The following is a 17828-nucleotide window of genomic DNA, read 5'->3' as shown; positions in this document are numbered from 1 at the left end:
GCGATCAATAGGGGTGAAAGAAGCGGAGCCGCGTCTGAAACGCGGCTCCGCATGGCTTATTCGAACACGATCCGCGGGAAGTAGAACGACACGACCCAGTTCGGCATGTCGACGATTTCGCTGATGCGCAGGTCGCCGCAGACCGAGCAGAGCATATAGGCGTCGTCGGCGGAGAGGTTGTAGAGCTTGCCGAGCAGATCGACCATGTTGGAAACGGCGGCCTTGGCCCCATCCATCAGGTCCGCTCCGATCCCGGTCGTCACCTCGTAGCCCTTGGCGTCGAGATGACGGGTCACCGGGCCGGGCGTGGTGAAGCGCGGCATGGACAGCTTGGCGCCCTTGACGAGATCCAGCGTCACCGTGAGGTTCATCTGGCTTTCGATCGCCGTGCCGCAAACCTCGCCATCGCCCTGTGCAGCGTGCGTGTCACCGATCGAGAACAGGCCGCCAGCGACTTCAACCGGCAGGTAAAGCACAGAGCCGGAGGACAGGTCCCGGATGTCGAGATTGCCCCCCACCCGCCGCGGCGGAACAACCGAATGACGCCCTTCTTCCGCCAGCGCCAGCCCGATCGTGCCGGCGAACGGTTTCAACGGCACGCGACCGTTCTTGCCGAACATAGCCGGCTCCATGCTGACGGGATCGTATTTCCATACCGTCAGGGCCGGGCTGGTGAACTGATCCGCCAGAAGTCCGAAACCCGGAATGATCCCCGTCCAGCCGAAGCCGGAAGGCTCGAACTCGTGGATGGTGATCTTGACCGCGTCCCCGGGCTCGGCCCCGTCGATATAGACGGGACCGGTGACCGGATTGACCTTCGAGAAATCCAGCGTCGCGACATCGGCCGCGGTGCTGTTGGCATTGAAGTGCCCGCTGCCGCTATCCATGCATTCGAAGCGGATCGTCGAGCCCGGCGCGACTTTCTCGACGGGCGGGATCGAACGATCCCACCCGAAGTGATGATGCGCGCCGTGGATGGTGTAGTTACAGTTATTGCACATCTTTGGCGTAAACCTGCTCGTAGTTGATGGGGATGTGGACTGGATCGACGAAAATCGCGTCCGGACCACCGAGCCGCTCGGAGCGGATGGTGAATCGCTGCTCGTTGAAGACTGGTGCCCACGGGGCATCCTTCATGATGTCGAGGAAGATCGACCGCCAGGCTTCCTCGCGCTCAGCCTTCTTGGCCGGATCGGTGATCGAATCGGCCGCGGTTGCGCGCTCTTCCAGTGCCTTGTTGCAGTAGTAGGACCAGTTCCAACCACCCTTGACCGCGCCCGAGCAGCCGAGGATCGGGCCGTAGAAGTTGGACGGATCCGGGAAGTCGGCGATCCAGGCCATGCCGCCCGACCAGACCATCGGCGCCTGGTCCGGCTCACCGCCGGCGGCAATGACATTGGCCTGGGCCAGCGATTTGATTTCAGCCTTGATGCCGATGGCGGCGAGATCCTGTTGGATCGCCTGGGCGATGCGAGGCTGCGGGTCGGTGTTGTAGACGTAGAGTTCGGTTTCGAATCCGTCCGCCAGACCGGCTTCAGCCAAAAGCTTCTTGGCGCCCTCCACGTGGTACTTGTAGCCTTCGAAGTCCTTGGCGAAGCCCGGCATGGTCGGCGGCAGAGGCTGGTTCGCAGGAACGGCGCGGCCGTTGATGATGCGTATGATGCGATCCTTGTTGATCGCCATGTTGACGGCCTGACGCACCTTGACGTTGTCGAAGGGCTTCATCGTCGTCTTCATGGTGACGTAGCCGGTGTGCAGCTGACCGCCCTCGACAATCAGCTTGGCATAGGTCGGGTCGTTCTTCACCTCGAGGAACTTTGCCGGCGGAATGCCGTCGCCGGCGACGTCGACCTCGCCTTTCTGCAGGCGCAGAAGTGCCACAACCGGCTCCTGGCCAACCTCAAAAGTGATCTGGTCGAGCTTCGGAAGGCCAGCGTTCCAGTAATCCTTGTTGCGCTCGAACACGAGCTTCTGGCCGAGCGTCCACTCGCCCAGCTTGAACGCGCCCGTACCGACCGGATGCTTGCCGAAATCGGCGCCCCATTTTTCGACTTCTTCCTTCGGGACGACAAAGGAGAAGTTGATCGCCATGACGTGCAGGAAGGTGGCGTCCGGACGGGTCAGTTCGAACTTGATCGTGTAGGGATCAACGACAGTGACGCCCTCCAGCGACTTGGCCGAACCGTCGGCCATCTTGTCGAAGCCCTTGATCGAGCCAAAGAAGCCGGCGCCGGGGCTCTGGGTCGCCGGGTTGGTGACGCGGTCCAGCGAGTATTTCACGTCCTCGGCAGTCATTTCGCGGCCGTTGTGGAACTTCACGCCCTTGCGCAGCTTGAAGGTGAAGGTCTTGCCGTCGTCGGAGATGGTGTAGTCCTCGGCGAGATCTTTCCGAAGTGTGGAAGTGCCGGGTTCGTAGTCCATGAGACCGTCGAACAGGCTCTTGATCATCGACCAGTTCTGCCAGTCATAGCCGATGGCCGGATCGAGCGTCGACACGTCGTCCTTGTAGGTCACGACCATCTGGCCGCCCTGCTTGATGTCATCGGCGTGTACCGCCGTCATGCCCGCTGCGGCAATGGCAAAGAACGCCACGCCTGCAAGAAGTGTCTTACGCATTTGCAATTCTCCTCTGGTTTTTTTGTACCTGTTCACGTTATCCGCCGACGATCGTCAGCGAAGCTTGATGCGCGGATCGATCATCGGGGCGATGAGGTCCGCCATGAGATTGCCGACGACAATGGCCATGGCCGAGACCAGCGTGACTCCCATGATGATCGGAATGTCCACCCGCTGGATCGCCTGCCAGGCAAGCTGGCCGATACCGGGCCACCCGAATACGCTTTCGACGACGACGATGCCCGACATGAACATCCCGATGTCGATGCCGATCATCGCGATTACCGGCAGAATGGCGTTGGGCAGCGCGTGGCGGAAAATCACGGTGGCGCGGCCAAGCCCCTTGGAATGAGCCGTGCGGATGAAATCCTGGCGCAGCACGTCGATCATCGAGGAACGCATCATGCGCGCATACCAGCCCGCTCCCAGCACTCCGAGAGTGAGTGAGGGCAGCACAAGATGCGCGAAGGTGCCGTAGCCGCCGATCGGAAACCAGCCGAGTTGCACGGAAAAAACGTAGAGCATCAGGATGCCGATAACGAATTGCGGCGCCGAAACGCCGACGAAGGAAAGCAGCATCAGCCCGTTGTCGAGCCCAGAGCCACGGCGCAGCGCCGAGACGAGACCCATGGCGATGCCGAGAATGAGTTCGCAGGTGATCGCCCCTGCCATCAGAAGCAGGCTTGCCGGCAGGCGCGAGGCGATCAGCTCCACCACCTCGGTTTTCTGCAGGTAGGAGCGGCCGAAATCGCCGTGCAGCAGTCCGGTCGCATAGCGCAGATACTGCTGGTAGAATGGCAGGTTGAGCCCGAGCTGCTGACGGATGCTTTCCACTGTCTCGGCCGTCGCGCTGCGCCCGGCGATCTGGCGGGCCGGATCGGCCGGCAAAAGGTAAAGCAGCACGAAGGTGACCAGACTGATGCCGACCAGAATGAGCGCCGATTGCAGCAGGCGGCGGGCGACGTAGGAGATCATCAGTGGTGCCCCTGCTGAGTCGGGTCGAGGATGTCGCGCAGGGCATCGCCGACGAGATTGAACGCGAGCGCGAGCAAGATGATCGCAAAACCCGGAATGAAGACGAGCCAGGGCGCGCTGGTGAAATAGGTCTGGTTCTCGAAAATGATGTTGCCCCAGGAGGCGGTCGGCGGCTGGACGCCGATGCCAAGGTAGCTGAGCGTCGCCTCGAGCAGCACCGTCGTTGCAATGCCGAGCGTCGCATAGACGACGATAGTCGATACCAGATGCGGGAAAATGTGGCGGGTGAGGATGCGGAAAGTCCCCGCTCCGAGTGCCCGTTCAGCCTCTACGAAATCCCGCTCGGCAAGCGAACGTGTTTCCGTGTAGAGCACGCGGGCGATCTGCACCCAGTTGACCATGGCGATCACCATGGCAACGATCAGGAGGCTCGGGCGGAAGATCGCCGCAAGCACGATGGCAAGCAACAGCGCCGGAAATGCCATCATCAGATCGGTGAAACGCATCAGCACAGTACTCACCCAGCCCTTGAAATAGCCGGCAGTGATACCGACCGCCGAGCCGATGAGGACGGAAACGCCGTTGGCGATGACGCCAATGATCAGCGAGGTTCGCGCGCCGTAGATGATGCGGCTCAGGAGATCGCGGCCGACCAGATCGGTGCCGAACCAGAACTGCGCGTTCGGCGCGAGCGGCGCGCCCTCGAGCGTCAGTCCTTCGAAGAACTGTTCATCCGGATTGTAAGGAACGATCCATGGCGCAAACACTGCGGCGAAAACGATCAGTGCAATGACGATCAGCCCGAAAACGGCAAGTTTGCGCTTCAGGAGGCGGCGAAAGACGCCAGGTGTCGGGGCAACAGGAACGGAGATGGCGACCTCAGCCACGGCACTTGCCCTCGTTCAACCCGGTTTTCTCCAGAATGATTTGAGCGACCTCGTCGATCGTTCGGCGTTCGTCCATCGCGCGGCGGCGAAGAAGCGCATAGGCGGCGTTGGCCGGCAGCCGCTCCCGCACCATCAAGATCGCGGTGGCCTCGGCAAGGTTTTCCCGGTTCGCCAGGCGTTCGGAGAGCGTTGCGACCTCGCTTGAGAGCGACTTGCGGCGTTTAAACGCATGCGTGGCAATGACCAGCGCGCTATAGACGCCCGAGCTGCCGATCGGCTTCAGCAGCTGCGCGTCGGCGCCGTGGCTGACGGCCCAGGTGATCCGTCCCGGCGCTTCGCTGCCGATCAGGGCGATCGTCGGAATGGGCGCCTCGCCGGCGCTCCAGGGAAACTGCTCGTCATAGCCCATGTCTGCGTCGAACATCAGCACGTCGAAATCCTGAAACGACTGTTCGGCCGCAAGCTCCGGCCAGACGGTCACGGCACTGACGCCGATGCGCGCGAACTGGCGTTCCAGCGCCTCGGTATTGGCGTGTTGGCGGTGCAGGATCAGCGCTCTTAGGCCTTCGAAGGAAGGCGTCATGAAGCCATTGTTCATTAGACGAGTCTCAGCTGTGGTCGGGACGGCGTCGTCGCGGTTTCGATTGCGGGAACGGCAAGCGCCGAGCGGATGAGGAAAGGATCCGGTGCGATCGCGTCGCGTCCTTGCCGGACGATATCATAACGGCCGCCGGCAGTCGCCCGAGCGACATGCGCGACCACGTGAATGTGGTTGTTGGCCGGGTCGATCCGCAACGGGCCGAAAGGCGTTTCGACCGCGCGTGCCTTGACCGCTTCGAGCACATCGAGTGCCGCCGCTTCGCCTGCGACCTCGATCCCGGCAGCGATCAGCAGAACCGCCGAATAGGCCTGAGTGAAGAAGGCCGATATGCCGGCGGCGCGAGCGTCTGCTGGAAGTCCCGCGAGAAAGCGCGCGTTCTCCTGCGTCTCCAGCGTTTCGAAATAGGTGGCTGTGGTGTAGTGCCCTTCGGCCGCAGGCATGATCTTGACGATCTCGTTCTCACCGAGATTGCAGCTCAGCACCGGGCGACGGCCCGGCGCGAAATCGCCGTCGCGCTCGCCGAGCGCGCGATAGGCGCGCAGGAAAGCGTAGGATGACGGTCCGATCAGCGAATTGAGGATGAAATCCGGCTTTTTGCGGTGAATTTCATCGATGATACGGTCGATATCGGCGTCGCCGAGCGGAACGTGCCTTTCGCCGAGGACCTCGCCACCGGAACGCAGGATCACATCACGAGCAATACGGCATGTCTCCCAGCCCCAAATGTAGTTTGAGCCGAGGAGGAAACCCCGGCGGCCGAAGGCAGGAAGGGCGAATTCCAGAAGCGGTAGAATGTGCTGGTTGGCGCAGGCGCCGACATAGACAACATTCTCGTTCGCCTCGAACCCCTCGTAGACGCAGGGGTACCAGAGGAGTGCCTGCGTCTTTTCCAGGACCGGGATGACCTCTTTGCGGCTCCAGGATGTCGTGCAGCCGACAATATGTCGGACCTCGCCACCGCTCACCAGCTCGGCTGCAAGCGCAGCATAGCGATCGGTGTTTCCCTTCGGATCGGCAACGCTGGCCTCAAGCCGGAACGGCAGGCCGGTGCGTGCATTGACTGCGGCGATCCCAGCCATTGTGCCAGCGTAGCCCTGCTCACCCAGATCCGCGTAGGGACCGGAGCGGGAAAACAATACGCCGACCTGAACAACCGTCCGAGTGTCCAAAAAGCACCTATGAACGAAAAAACCCCCACGCGGGATGTCATCCCGGTGAGGCCGAACCGCCTGATTTTTTTCGATGTTCGGAATTGATAGCGCCCTTTGCATAGGGCCGTCAAGTATAGGCGAAAGCAAGAATTAAAGTGACGACAACCATTCTGAGAGTTCGGTTTCGGCCCGTTCCAGAGCACTGTAGTTCAAAAGCTTCCGCAACAGCGCGACGGTCACTGCCCTGGCCCTCAGATTAAAGCGGCCGTCCTCATTATCTTCAGATGAGTTTTGATAGACTTCGAGCTTTTCATACAGCTGCTGTAGCCTGTTTTGAACGCTGCGCAGAGAAAGACCGCGACGACGGGCGATCGCGCGATCCGTAAGGCCGAGCGCGATATCGACAAGGATTTCATACTCGCTATCGCTGAAGCCTTTTGCGTGACCAAGGCTCTTCTGCTGCATCCCGCGAACCTCGCGGTCAATCACGCACTGCGCCTCGATGAAAATGCTCCGCAACGCAAGTCTGAGGCGTTCGTCCGAGGCAGACTTCAGCACGTAGCCGTAAGCCGCGCCGTCGGGAACGATGCGCGATACGCCGCGTACATAAGCTTCGTCGGAATAGTTGGACCAAAAGAGAATGCGGGTATCGGGCCGCTCGTTCCAGATCGTGCGCGCAGCCTCTATACCGTTGCGGTTGTTCATCTGGAGATCCATGACGACGTGCGCGGATTTGTGGTCGCGCGCAAGTTTCTCTCCCTCTTTGCCATTTTGCGCCTCGATGACCATCTCGCATTCCGGCAGCGAGGCGCAGATAGCCTCATGCAGATAGGACCGGTGGAGAGGGTCGTCTTCGACGATCAGAACCTTCATGCTTGATTCCCCGATTGGATCGACTGGGCAGTCGTCGGTAGATGAATTGCAACGATGGTTCCAGATGCATCCCGTGCGTCCAGTATCGTGAACCTGGCCGAAATCAGCCGTGCGCGCGTTTTCATGTTGTCGATGCCCGAGCCATTACGGCGTCTCAGCTTTGCAATGCCAATGCCGTCGTCGCATACCTCGATCGAAATGCCGTCGGGCTTCCCGCTTAGAGTGACGGTGATGTGATCGGGCTGCCCGTGCCGCACGGCGTTGTTGATAGCTTCCTGCGTGATGCGGAAAAGTGCAATGCGGACGGTCGGCTCTAGCTTGTCGATGATGCCGGCGGTGTTGTCGACAAGTCGTTGCGTCACGCACAGGCCGCTATCCCGGATGGCGCGATCCAGCTGGTTTTCGACTGCCTGGGCAAATCCGAACAGCTGCAATATCGAAGGCTTCGCCTCGTCGATGATTTGACGGAGATCCTGCATGCTGTGCTGGAGGCTGCGTGCAAGCGGCTCCAGCGTTTCCCCCGAAATATCCGGCTCGCGGGTCAGCCGTTCCAGACGGCGCGACAGGCGCGTCAGGTCCGCGAGCGTCTGATCATGCAGGTCCATGCCGATGCGCTGGCGTTCGGCTTCAAGCGCCTCGGTCAGCTTGAGCGCGCCGAGACGCAAGCCTTCCTCTCGTGCCCGTGCTTCCGCCTCAACGATTGCCGACTGCTGGGCTTGCTCGGCGGCGCGCAGGGCGAAGAAATAGGGCGACAGCAGATCGGCAATGGATCGGGCGTTGGAAACGTCGTCGAGCGTGTACAACGCCGCATCATGAGCGGAACAGCTGAGCGCGCCGATAACGTCGCCCTCGACCTTGAGTGGAACGTGAATGCGGCTTCGCAGCGCCTCTTCGAGTATGGGGCGGGAGAAGGCACCATCAAAATTGAACCGTGGATCGACACAGGCGTCGTCGGTCAGAAGATAGCCGACCTCACCCCAAAGCAGGGTGCGGATCGGGCTTTCCGAGACGAGCGCCGATGGGCGGTTGCCCCACGCCGTTTCGATGCCGGTTTCGTAGGCGGTATGATATTTTCCGCCATGGGTCATGATGCATACATCAAGATGGTCATGCGGGATGATATGGGAAATCTCAGCGGCAACCGCGCGGATGGCCGACCGGAATTCCAGCTGTCCCGCCAGAAGTCGGGAAATCGCCAGATAATGGTCGAGAAGCGCCGAAGGCGCCAGCTTGAGCATAGTTTCCTCCTCGCGCGGTTCCGTGCGCGCGCCAGCTCTAGTAAGCGCCAGATGGTATGGTTGCGTCCTGCAGGATCCCGCATCAATTAGAGCAAATGCCGCAAATTGGGTGCCTCTTTCTTACTATACAGGCCTGTCGATCTATAACATTCTCCCGCTCGTCGAGAGGAGGAAACTCGACACTATTGCAAAGTTGCATCCGCCCCGGAAGTGGGGCCGCGAGCAACAGGGAGAGAGCACATGAATTTCAGAAAACTGCTTCTGACGTCCGCGGCTGTGGCCTGCGCGGCGATTCCGGTAACGGCCATGGCCGATACTTCGGCAAAAAAAATCGCACTGTCCAACAACTACGCGGGGAACTCCTGGCGTCAGGCCATGTTGACGAGCTGGGAAAAGGTGACCGGCGAAGCCGTGAAAGCCGGCGTCGTCGCTTCTGCAGATCCCTTCACGACGGCGGAAAACCAGGCAACTGAACAGGCCGCGCAGATCCAGAACATGATCCTGCAGGGCTACGATGCAATCGTCATCAACGCAGCCTCTCCGACAGCGCTCAACGGCGCTGTCAAGGAAGCGTGCGATGCCGGAATCGTCGTTGTTTCGTTCGATGGCATCGTGAAGGAGCCCTGCGCCTGGCGCATTGCCGTCGACTTCAAGGCCATGGGTGAAAGCCAGATCGATTATCTTGCAAAGAAACTCCCGAAGGGCGGCAATCTTCTCGAAATCCGTGGCCTCGCAGGCGTTTCGGTCGACGATGAGATCTCGGCTGGCATCCATGCGGGCGTGGAGAAGAACCCGCAGTTCAAGATCGTCGGTTCCGTTCACGGCGACTGGGCTCAGGACGTCGCTCAGAAGGCGGTTGCGGGCATCCTGCCAAGCTTGCCCGAGATCGCCGCCGTGGTGACCCAGGGTGGTGACGGCTACGGCGCCGCCCAGGCGTTCGAAGCCGCCAAGCGCCCGACGCCTACCGTCGTGATGGGCAACCGCCAGGATGAGCTCGTCTGGTGGAAGAAGCAGAAGGACGCCAACAACTACGAGACCATGTCCGTCTCCATCGCGCCCGGCGTCTCGACGCTGGCGTTCTGGGTGGCGCAGCAAATCCTCGACGGCAAGGATGTCAAGAAAGATCTTGTCGTGCCTTTCCTGCGCATCGACCAGGACAATCTCGAAGCCAACCTTGCCACCACCCAGGCTGGCGGTGTCGCAAACGTTGAGTATTCGCAGGCTGACGCCGAGAAGATCATCGCCGACAGCAAGTAACCGGTCCTCCCAACGCATTGCTCCGCCCGACTCGTCGGGCGGATCCTCCATTTATCGGGAGATTGAATTTTGACCGTTGAAGCTCAAGGTCCGGCCGTCGTCGAGGTCCGGGACGTCAAGGTACATTTCGGTGCTGTTAAGGCCCTGGACGGCGTAACGATCCGAATTGCCGCTGGTGAGTGTATCGGTCTCGTCGGTCACAACGGGGCGGGAAAATCAACGATCGTCAACATCATCAACGGCGGGCTGACGCCCCATGCGGGAACGGTCGGCTACGGCGGAACTGACGTTGAGCGCCATGGCATCGGCACCGCGCGCGCCAACGGCGTGCGCTGCGTTTTCCAGGAACTATCGCTGTGTCCCAATCTGACGGTGATCGAAAACACGCGAGTCATGCACCCAGAGCTAAAGGGGTGGGGCTGGCGCAGCCGCGCCGCCGACATGATCGGCAAGACGCTGGACGAGATATTTCCCGGCCATGCCATAAAATCCGAAGCCGTGGTCGGCGATCTGTCCATTTCAGAGCGCCAGATCGTCGAGATCGCCATGGCTTTTTCGACGATATCCCATCCGGCCCAGCTGGTGATCCTCGATGAGCCCACATCCTCGCTCGACGCGAGCCTTGCGGCGCAATTGCTCGCCTACGTGCGCACCTTCATCAAGAAGGGCGGCTCTATTATTCTGATTTCCCACATCCTCGGCGAAATCCTGTCCGCGACGGACCGCATCATCGTCATGAAGGATGGAAAGGTCGTAACCGAGAAACAATCCGCGGATTTCGATCATGGCAGCCTCGTCGCTACCATGGGAAGCGTGGTCAAGGCGCGCGACATGTCACCACGCCGCTCCGGTGGCGGCAAGGGGCCGCCATTGTTGACGGCTGCGCCGCGAAAGGGCAAGGGCTTGCCATTCGCCGCTTTCCCCGGCGAACTGGTCGGTCTCGCGGGGTTGGGCGGACATGGTCAGACGGATATTCTCCTTGATCTTTACCTCTCGCAAACCGGCAGCTGGCTTCGCCGTCCGAATCCCAACGTGACTTTCGTCGCGGGCGACCGCGCCCTGAACGGGGTGTTTCCGCTGTGGAGCATTTTGAACAACCTGACCATCGCCAACCTCGGTGATCTGTCCCGCAGGGGCATGGTGAGCCGAGAGAGGGAAGATGAGCTTGGCGCTTCCTGGAAGGAACGCATCGAAATTCGCACAGGGGATATGGACAATCCCATTCTCTCACTCTCCGGCGGCAACCAGCAAAAAGTGCTGTTCGCGCGGGCGCTCGCGACGAGCGCGCCGGCTGTCTTGATGGATGATCCCATGCGCGGCGTCGATATCGGAACCAAGCAGGAAGTCTATGCCATCGTAAGAGCGGAAGCGGACAAGGGACGCGCGTTCGTCTGGTATTCCACAGAGATGGACGAGGTTAGCCTTTGCGACCGCGTCTATGTATTCAACGGTGGGGTCATCGTCCGTGAACTCATCGGTGCCGACATAACGGAAGAAAACATCCTGGCCGCCTCTTTTTCGGGAGCCGCCGCATGAAGCTTCGGCTGTCTTCGGATACGATCCGCCTGGTCATTCCCGCCTTGTCGCTCACGATCCTGTTGCTTTCGGTTTTCTACCTGCAGCCCCGCGCCATGAGTTACGTCGGGCTGAACCTGCTGTTCAATCTGGCCGTGCCGATCGCATTGGCGACGATCGCGCAGATGCTGATCATGACCGTGAACGACCTTGATCTGTCGATGGGCGCATTCGTTAGCTTCGTCGCCTGCGTCTCTGCGACCGTCCTTCAATCGAATCCGCTGCTTGGCCTGCTTATTCTGATCGTCGCAATTGCCAGCTATGCTGGGCTCGGCATACTGATCCACGTTCGCGATCTGCCGTCGATCGTCGTCACGCTCGGGATGAGTTTCGTCTGGAGCGGACTTGCCGTAATCCTCCTGCCTGCGCCGGGCGGGCATGCGCCGGAATGGGCTCGCGGCCTGATGACGTCGCGGCCACCCCTCATTCCGATGGCAATCGTCGCAAGTGTCGTTATCGCGGTCGTTGCCCATTTCCTCGTCATGCGTTCCTCGCTCGGTGTGCTTTTGCGCGGTGTAGGGGGCAATGCGCGTTCGGTGGAGCGCGCCGGCTGGTCTGTTCTGACTATCAGGGGAGGCGCCTATGCGCTGGCAGCCGTGTTTGCCGTTTTCGCTGGAATAGCGCTGGTCGGCCTCACGACCTCCGCCGATGCCAACATCGCCTTGCGCTACACGCTGCTCTCCATTGCGGGAGTTATTCTGGGCGGAGGCGAGTTTGTGGGCGGCCGCGTCTCGCCGATCGGCGCCGTGATCGGGGCGCTGACATTGACGCTGGCCGGCTCTTTCCTGTCTTTCCTGCGCATCTCGCCGGATTGGCAGATCGGAGCGCAAGGTGCGATCCTGATCGTGGTGCTCGGCCTGCGGCTATTGCTGAACCGCATTGAAAAGAGGGAGAAGCGCGCATGACGACGCTTGCCATCATCGCGCGCAAGCCCTGGGTGTGGTCTTTCGTGGCCGCATTCCTGGTCTGGTTCGTCACCATCCTGTTTACCGGCGGGGCAAGCACTTTCGGCCTCAGCCAGGCCGCGCTGACCTTCGCAGCCTTCTCGATCGTCGTCGGGCTCGGCCAGATGCTCGTCATCACGCTCGGACCGGGCAATATCGATCTCTGCGTGCCGGCAACCATGACGCTTTCAGGGACGGTCGCCCTTAAGTTCATGAATGTCGAGAACTCGTTGATCGTGGCGGGGCTGCTCGTCGCGATAGGGGTGGGCGTGGCCGTCGGTATCGGGAACTATTTGCTGATCAAGTTGCTGCGAATTCCGCCAATCATCGCAACGCTGTCGATGAGTTTCATCGTGCAGTCTACGGCAATCTGGACGAATCGCGGCCTGCGTATCAAGCCGCCGGAGGCACTTGCGCGTTTCACGACGGAAACGACCTTGGGCGTGCCGAACGTGGCGATCGTTGCCCTTGTTCTGTCGGGCGTGGCTTACATTCTCCTCTACCGGAGCGTCTACGGACGCTGGATTGCGGCAATCGGTCAAAGCATCACTGCCGCTCGCATGGCCGGAATTCCCGTCGATGGCGTCCGGTTTGCGACATACATGTTATGCTCGGTCCTTGCGGCGATCTGCGGATATCTTTTGGCCAGTTTCGCCGGGGGCGCGGCGCTCAACATGGGGCAGGAATATCTACTGACGTCGATCGCGGTGGTTGTGATCGGCGGAACCGCCGTTGCGGGTGGCGATTCGAACGTTCCTGGTATTTGGGGCGCCTCCCTGTTCATGTTCCTAGTCGTCTCGATGCTCAACACCTACGGGTTTGGCGCCGGCATCCGCCTCGTCATGACCGGGGTCATTATCATTGCGGTCATCGTCATCGCCGGCGGCCGCAAGCTCAGAAACCACTGAACGCGGATTGTTCCATGCCCGATGCCTCACATTTTGAAGTCCATGATGCACGCTTCACGGCCCTGTTCGTCGGAAGTGCTCAACTGGAGGAACTCGACAGCTCATGCCGCTGGGCGGAAGGACCGGTCTGGTTCGACGACATGCAGTGTCTCTTGTGGAGCGATATTCCGAACCAGCGGATGATGCGTTGGGTTCCCGACGGCGGTGTTTCGGTTTTTCGCAGCCCGTCCAACTTCAGCAACGGCAACACGCGCGATCGCCAGGGACGGTTGGTCTCCTGCGAACATGGCCCCCGCCGTGTCACCCGTACGGAGCCCGACGGCAGCATCACCATTCTCGCCGACAGCTTTGAGGGCAAGCGGCTGAATTCTCCCAACGACGTGGTCGTGCGCTCCGATGGCACCATCTGGTTCACGGATCCCACCTACGGCATCCTGTCCGATTATGAGGGCTACAAGTCCGACCCCGAGCAATCCCGGCGCAATGTATATCGCCTGGATCCTGACAGCGGCGAACTGACAGCGGTCGTGGGCGATTTTCTGCAGCCGAACGGACTGGCCTTCTCAGTGGACGAAACCAGACTCTATATCGCCGACAGCGGTGCCAGTCATGACCCCGCGGCTCCCCGACATATACGCGTCTTTGATGTCGTGGATGGGCGGACGCTGACGAATGGCCGGGTCTTTTGCAGCATCGATACCGGAATTCCGGACGGTATCCGGGTAGACAAGCATGGCAATCTCTGGTCAAGCGCCGGCGACGGCGTTCACTGCTTCTCGCCTGACGCTACGCTGCTTGGAAAGATCAAGGTTCCGCAGACTGTCGCCAACCTGACATTCGGCGGCCCCCGCCGAAACCGGCTGTTCATCACCGCGACACGCTCCGTCTACGCCATTTATTTGACGACGAACGGCGCGCAGTGTCCCTGAACCAAAGCGTGTAAAGAGAATTGAAAGCCATCTTGGAAAATGACCATGCCGAGTTCTGACACTCCGGTGATCCTTCTCAATACGATCGACGACGTCGCTGTGGCACGTGTCATGATAAGGGCGGGCGGCCTAACGGGGATTGAGGGTCTCGTGGCTGTTGACCAGATTCCTCGCGGTCACAAGATTGCGATCCGCGACATCGCGGCCGGTGAGGAAGTTCGCAAATTCGGCCAGCCGATCGGCGTTGCAACGATCTTCATCCCACAGGGGAGCCATGTGCATCTGCATAATCTGGCGGTCGTGGAATCCGCGCACCGCCACCAGTTCAGCGTCGATATCGAAGAGACCGGTATGCTGCCGCTGGACCAGCGGCGTACGTTCATGGGCTTTGATCGCGGCGCGGGGGGCGTCGGCACGCGCAACTTTATAGGTATCGTCACCACCGTGAACTGTTCGGCAACCGTTTCCAAATACATCGCCACGCACTTCAATCGTACCGGCGGGCTTGAGGGCTTCGGCAATGTCGACGGTATCGTGGCGCTGACGCATGGCGGCGGCTGCGCGATCAATACCAAGACCGAGGGCTACCGCTACCTCACGCGCACGCTGCAGGGCTATGCCCGGCATCCGAACTTTGGTGGGATCCTGATGATCGGGCTTGGCTGCGAGACCAACCAGATCGCGCCGATCCTCGAGCACTACAAGCTCGAAGAGGGCAAGCGCCTGCGAACGATGACGATCCAGGGACTTGGCGGAACGCGCAAGACGATCGAAGCGGCAAGCGAGATGATCCGCGACATGTTGCCGGAAGTGAATTCGGCAAACCGCACGAAGCAACCGCTGTCCGGCCTCAAGGTGGCGCTCGAATGCGGCGGCTCGGATGGGTATTCGGGCATTTCTGCCAATCCGGCACTCGGCTACGCCTCCGATCTCGTCGTGCGCAATGGAGGTACGTCCGTTCTGGCCGAAACGCCTGAAATCTACGGCGCCGAACATCTTCTGACCCGTCGCGCCGCTACGCCAGCGGTCGCCGAGAAACTGCTGTCGCGGATCGACTGGTGGCGCGACTATACCGCGCGCAATGGTGCCGAACTCAACAACAACCCATCGCATGGTAACAAGCTGGGTGGCCTGACGACGATTCTCGAAAAGTCGCTCGGCGCCGTCGCCAAGGGGGGCACCATGCCCCTGAAAGCCGTTTACGAATATGCAGAAATTGTCGATGAGCCCGGCTTCGTCTTCATGGACACGCCCGGCTACGATCCCGTCGCGGTGACGGGCCAAGTGGCCGGCGGCTGCAATGTCATCTGTTTTACGACGGGCCGTGGTTCCGTTTCCGGCTTCAAGCCGGCCCCTTGCATAAAGATTGCCACGAACACCGAAATGTATGAGCACATGCAGGAGGATATGGACATCAACTGCGGTGGCATCGTCACCGGAGACGATACGATCGAGGCCGCCGGCGAACGGATATTCGAGGACATCATCGCCGTCGCATCAGGAAAGAAGACGTTGAGCGAAGTTTATGACTACGGCGACAACGAATTCGTGCCCTGGCAGGTGGGTGCAGTCACATAGGATCGATGATGCGCATGATTTGAGCAGCGACCAAAGGAATAAGCCCGACGACGGCTGCCGTTGGTGATGGACTGTTTGTGTTCAACGCTCACGGTCATCCAAACGCTCCGGCGGGCGCGTTTTGAAACTGTGCTCTTCGGCAATCTGGGATCGGGGTCGTCCACGCGGGCTGTGATCGGCACTGCGTCCGGAAACTACGCTTCTGGTCCCATATGCCGCTGCAACACATCAACTTTCGGCGTGATCTCTTGACCCTCAACCCAAACGACGAAATCAATGACGGGCTGGAAAAGTGCTGACCCGGCGCGTTTCCAAGACAGCGACGATTCGATATCGTTGTAACCGAGGTCGAGCGGGAGCTCCCTAGCTTGATCGATGTCTTGGGATCACGTTGACGGGTGTCGGGGCGCATAGTTCACGATCGGCGCGAACGCCATGGTGGAGGAGAACGATCGTCATGAATTGCCATGCCCTGCTTGTCCAACGACCGATTTGCGGACCCGGAAGGCAAAGCGGCGTTCGAGCAAGATCTATACGTGATTTCAGACGGATGCCGCCTTCATGAACCAGAAAGCGCCCCAACCGGGATCTCATGCTCCCGTCCTACCCAGCCTTGCCGATTTTCATCCGTTGAGCGCCGCTGAAACGAAGGTCGTGGCACATCTGCAGCTCGGAGACTTCGACCGATTGGGCGACGGTCTGCGGCCGGAACAGGAAGATCCCGAGCGGACGGTGCGGGCGGACCTGTTGCGCTATCTCATCCTTGGCGACGGTGCCTATCGTTTGCATGAGAAAGGGTTGCGGCTGAGCGGAGCCTGGATCATTGGCATTCTCGACCTGGAGGGGTGCCGGATACCGCGCGACATCGGTCTCAAGGATTGTCACTTCGACGCCTCGCCGGTGCTGCGCTCGGCGGTTATCGACAATCTGTTCCTGGACGGTTCGGCCCTGCCCGGCTTGCAGGCCGACAGGTTGGAGGCACGGGGAGTCCTTTCGCTTCGCGGCGCGATTGTAACCGGTGAAATCCGCCTTCCCGGCGCGCGGATTGGCGGTAGCATTGAGGCTGACGGTGTTTCGATCGCTTCGCCCGGCGATATCGCGTTCGACGCCGAGGCGTTGGAAACACGCGGTGGCCTCCTGTTGCGTGGCGCCAATGTGCGTGGCGGCATCAATCTTTCGGCGGCGCGGCTTGGGGGCGACGTCAATGCGGTCGGCGCGCAGATCGAACGCCCGGGCGAAGTCGCATTGAACGCAGACGCGATCGTGGCAGGAGGCGACCTTTCCTTGCGTGGGGCGACCATCGTCGGCGAAACGCGCCTGCTCGGTGCCCGCTTCGGAGGTGACGTCAATTGCACCTCCGCATCACTTTCGCAGCCGGACGGCAATGCGCTGCGGCTCAATCGCGCCATCATCGACGGCGCATTCTTCCTGCGACAAGGTGCATCCGTCGAGGGTGCGCTCGACCTCACTGCGACGACGATCGGCGCGATCGATGACGACCAGAGCAGCTGGCCCAAGACTGGCGACCTGCTTTTGAACCGCTGCCGGTACGGTGCTTTCATTGGAGGGCCAGCCGATGCGGCAAGCCGGCTCGACTGGCTATCGCGTCAGACGCCAGAACGGTGGAACGCGGACTTCTGGCCGCAGCCCTACGAGCATCTGTCAATGGTATTGCGCGAAATGGGCCATGACGAGGATGCCCGTGCAGTCTTGATCGCCAAGGAGCGACTGCAGCGACGTGCGCGCCGAGCGCGTGCCAAAAATCCAATCTTGCGGGCAAGCCTGGCGATTGTCGACGGTGTGCTTGCCGTCACCCTTCGTTACGGGCGGCAGCCTCTGCTGGTGCTGGTCTGGCTGATGCTCTTCTGGGCGATCGGGACGGGTGTCTTTGCATTCGCCTATCGCGACGGTGCGATGAAACCGAACAATCCCATCGTTCTGCGTTCCCCCGAATGGACGATGTGTGATCTCCCGCGAACCGAAATCCGCTACATGCCATCAACCGGACAGGACCTGGCTGGACGTGCCGCGGTCGGGGAAGACCAGCTCACTTGCTTCCGCAATCAGCCGGAAGCGGCCAGCTACCCGGAGTTCAATGCGCCAATGTACTCGCTGGATGTACTCCTGCCGGTAGCGTCCATCGGTCAAAGGGAATACTGGCGACCGGATTCGATGAAACCAAACGGCACGTTCTCCTTGAGATATTTTTTCTTCCAGTCCGTCATCGGCTGGGCCCTCAGCCTTCTGGCTGTCGCTGGTTTCTCCGGTCTGGTGAAATCACACTAAAATAGCCGGA

The 17828-nt window shown here is 60.6% G+C and carries 15 protein-coding genes; 7 read left to right on the top strand and 8 right to left on the bottom strand.

The annotated features are described in order from the left end of the window. Nucleotides 1–56: 56 nt before the first annotated feature. From RHIBUN_RS0102785 to RHIBUN_RS0102750, 8 genes are all read right to left on the bottom strand, one after another. Nucleotides 57–1001, bottom strand: coding sequence for an acetamidase/formamidase family protein (locus RHIBUN_RS0102785; protein ID WP_025658344.1), 945 nt, complete (start codon nucleotides 999–1001; stop codon nucleotides 57–59). Then, nucleotides 991–2616, bottom strand: a complete 1626-nt coding sequence (locus tag RHIBUN_RS0102780; RefSeq protein ID WP_025658343.1) for an ABC transporter substrate-binding protein — start codon at nucleotides 2614–2616, stop codon at nucleotides 991–993. Before RHIBUN_RS0102780 ends, RHIBUN_RS0102785 begins: the two co-directional genes overlap by 11 nt. Nucleotides 2617–2670: 54 nt before the next feature. After that, on the bottom strand, nucleotides 2671–3591 hold the full coding sequence (locus RHIBUN_RS0102775; protein WP_025658342.1) for an ABC transporter permease: 921 nt from the start codon (nucleotides 3589–3591) through the stop codon (nucleotides 2671–2673). Then, nucleotides 3591–4478: an ABC transporter permease gene (locus RHIBUN_RS0102770; protein WP_025658341.1), complete on the bottom strand. Its 888-nt coding sequence runs from the start codon at nucleotides 4476–4478 to the stop codon at nucleotides 3591–3593. The genes RHIBUN_RS0102775 and RHIBUN_RS0102770 overlap by 1 nt, the downstream gene beginning before the upstream one ends. Beyond that, the gene (locus tag RHIBUN_RS0102765) at nucleotides 4471–5076 is read right to left on the bottom strand and encodes an ANTAR domain-containing protein (RefSeq protein WP_025658340.1); all 606 of its coding nucleotides are present in this window, start codon (nucleotides 5074–5076) and stop codon (nucleotides 4471–4473) included. Before RHIBUN_RS0102765 ends, RHIBUN_RS0102770 begins: the two co-directional genes overlap by 8 nt. After that, the gene (locus tag RHIBUN_RS0102760) at nucleotides 5076–6248 is read right to left on the bottom strand and encodes a transporter substrate-binding protein (protein ID WP_037214814.1); all 1173 of its coding nucleotides are present in this window, start codon (nucleotides 6246–6248) and stop codon (nucleotides 5076–5078) included. The genes RHIBUN_RS0102765 and RHIBUN_RS0102760 overlap by 1 nt, the downstream gene beginning before the upstream one ends. A gap of 132 nt (nucleotides 6249–6380) precedes the next feature. Further along, the gene (locus RHIBUN_RS0102755) at nucleotides 6381–7103 is read right to left on the bottom strand and encodes a response regulator transcription factor (protein WP_018855451.1); all 723 of its coding nucleotides are present in this window, start codon (nucleotides 7101–7103) and stop codon (nucleotides 6381–6383) included. Beyond that, nucleotides 7100–8341: a sensor histidine kinase gene (locus RHIBUN_RS0102750; protein ID WP_025658338.1), complete on the bottom strand. Its 1242-nt coding sequence runs from the start codon at nucleotides 8339–8341 to the stop codon at nucleotides 7100–7102. Before RHIBUN_RS0102750 ends, RHIBUN_RS0102755 begins: the two co-directional genes overlap by 4 nt. A gap of 240 nt (nucleotides 8342–8581) precedes the next feature. Between RHIBUN_RS0102750 and RHIBUN_RS0102745 the strand changes: the two genes are divergently transcribed. The 7 genes from RHIBUN_RS0102745 (at nucleotide 8582) to RHIBUN_RS0102710 (ending at nucleotide 17818) form a co-directional block, all read left to right on the top strand. Then, nucleotides 8582–9598 (top strand): ABC transporter substrate-binding protein, encoded by a 1017-nt coding sequence (locus tag RHIBUN_RS0102745; RefSeq protein ID WP_018855449.1) that lies wholly within the window; start codon nucleotides 8582–8584, stop codon nucleotides 9596–9598. 69 nt (nucleotides 9599–9667) lie between these two features. Continuing rightward, a complete protein-coding gene (locus tag RHIBUN_RS0102740) occupies nucleotides 9668–11134 on the top strand; it encodes a sugar ABC transporter ATP-binding protein (protein ID WP_025658337.1) in 1467 nt (488 codons plus the stop codon). Then, nucleotides 11131–12078: an ABC transporter permease gene (locus tag RHIBUN_RS0102735; RefSeq protein ID WP_025658336.1), complete on the top strand. Its 948-nt coding sequence runs from the start codon at nucleotides 11131–11133 to the stop codon at nucleotides 12076–12078. The genes RHIBUN_RS0102740 and RHIBUN_RS0102735 overlap by 4 nt, the downstream gene beginning before the upstream one ends. Further along, nucleotides 12075–13025: an ABC transporter permease gene (locus RHIBUN_RS0102730; protein WP_025658335.1), complete on the top strand. Its 951-nt coding sequence runs from the start codon at nucleotides 12075–12077 to the stop codon at nucleotides 13023–13025. Before RHIBUN_RS0102735 ends, RHIBUN_RS0102730 begins: the two co-directional genes overlap by 4 nt. 14 nt (nucleotides 13026–13039) lie before the next feature. Beyond that, nucleotides 13040–13954: an SMP-30/gluconolactonase/LRE family protein gene (locus RHIBUN_RS0102725; protein ID WP_025658334.1), complete on the top strand. Its 915-nt coding sequence runs from the start codon at nucleotides 13040–13042 to the stop codon at nucleotides 13952–13954. A gap of 45 nt (nucleotides 13955–13999) precedes the next feature. After that, nucleotides 14000–15532, top strand: coding sequence for an altronate dehydratase family protein (locus RHIBUN_RS0102720; RefSeq protein WP_025658333.1), 1533 nt, complete (start codon nucleotides 14000–14002; stop codon nucleotides 15530–15532). A 561-nt stretch (nucleotides 15533–16093) separates the two neighbouring features. Next, nucleotides 16094–17818, top strand: coding sequence for a hypothetical protein (locus RHIBUN_RS0102710; protein WP_025658332.1), 1725 nt, complete (start codon nucleotides 16094–16096; stop codon nucleotides 17816–17818). Nucleotides 17819–17828: the final 10 nt, after the last annotated feature.

It is taken from the genome of Rhizobium sp. IBUN, from assembly GCF_000510625.1.
Taxonomy (GTDB): domain Bacteria; phylum Pseudomonadota; class Alphaproteobacteria; order Rhizobiales; family Rhizobiaceae; genus Rhizobium; species Rhizobium altiplani.
This window is presented reverse-complemented; position numbering and strand designations above follow the sequence as displayed.

Bases quoted from the DNA above. Each gene is read 5' to 3' on its own strand.
- RHIBUN_RS0102785 (WP_025658344.1), bottom strand. From the start codon at position 1,001: ATGTGCAATAACTGTAACTACACCATCCACGGCGCGCATCATCACTTC.
- RHIBUN_RS0102780 (WP_025658343.1), bottom strand. From the start codon at position 2,616: ATGCGTAAGACACTTCTTGCAGGCGTGGCGTTCTTTGCCATTGCCGCA.
- RHIBUN_RS0102775 (WP_025658342.1), bottom strand. From the start codon at position 3,591: ATGATCTCCTACGTCGCCCGCCGCCTGCTGCAATCGGCGCTCATTCTG.
- RHIBUN_RS0102765 (WP_025658340.1), bottom strand. From the start codon at position 5,076: ATGAACAATGGCTTCATGACGCCTTCCTTCGAAGGCCTAAGAGCGCTG.
- RHIBUN_RS0102755 (WP_018855451.1), bottom strand. From the start codon at position 7,103: ATGAAGGTTCTGATCGTCGAAGACGACCCTCTCCACCGGTCCTATCTG.
- RHIBUN_RS0102750 (WP_025658338.1), bottom strand. From the start codon at position 8,341: ATGCTCAAGCTGGCGCCTTCGGCGCTTCTCGACCATTATCTGGCGATT.
- RHIBUN_RS0102745 (WP_018855449.1), top strand. From the start codon at position 8,582: ATGAATTTCAGAAAACTGCTTCTGACGTCCGCGGCTGTGGCCTGCGCG.
- RHIBUN_RS0102735 (WP_025658336.1), top strand. From the start codon at position 11,131: ATGAAGCTTCGGCTGTCTTCGGATACGATCCGCCTGGTCATTCCCGCC.
- RHIBUN_RS0102730 (WP_025658335.1), top strand. From the start codon at position 12,075: ATGACGACGCTTGCCATCATCGCGCGCAAGCCCTGGGTGTGGTCTTTC.
- RHIBUN_RS0102725 (WP_025658334.1), top strand. From the start codon at position 13,040: ATGCCCGATGCCTCACATTTTGAAGTCCATGATGCACGCTTCACGGCC.
- RHIBUN_RS0102720 (WP_025658333.1), top strand. From the start codon at position 14,000: ATGCCGAGTTCTGACACTCCGGTGATCCTTCTCAATACGATCGACGAC.
- RHIBUN_RS0102710 (WP_025658332.1), top strand. From the start codon at position 16,094: ATGAACCAGAAAGCGCCCCAACCGGGATCTCATGCTCCCGTCCTACCC.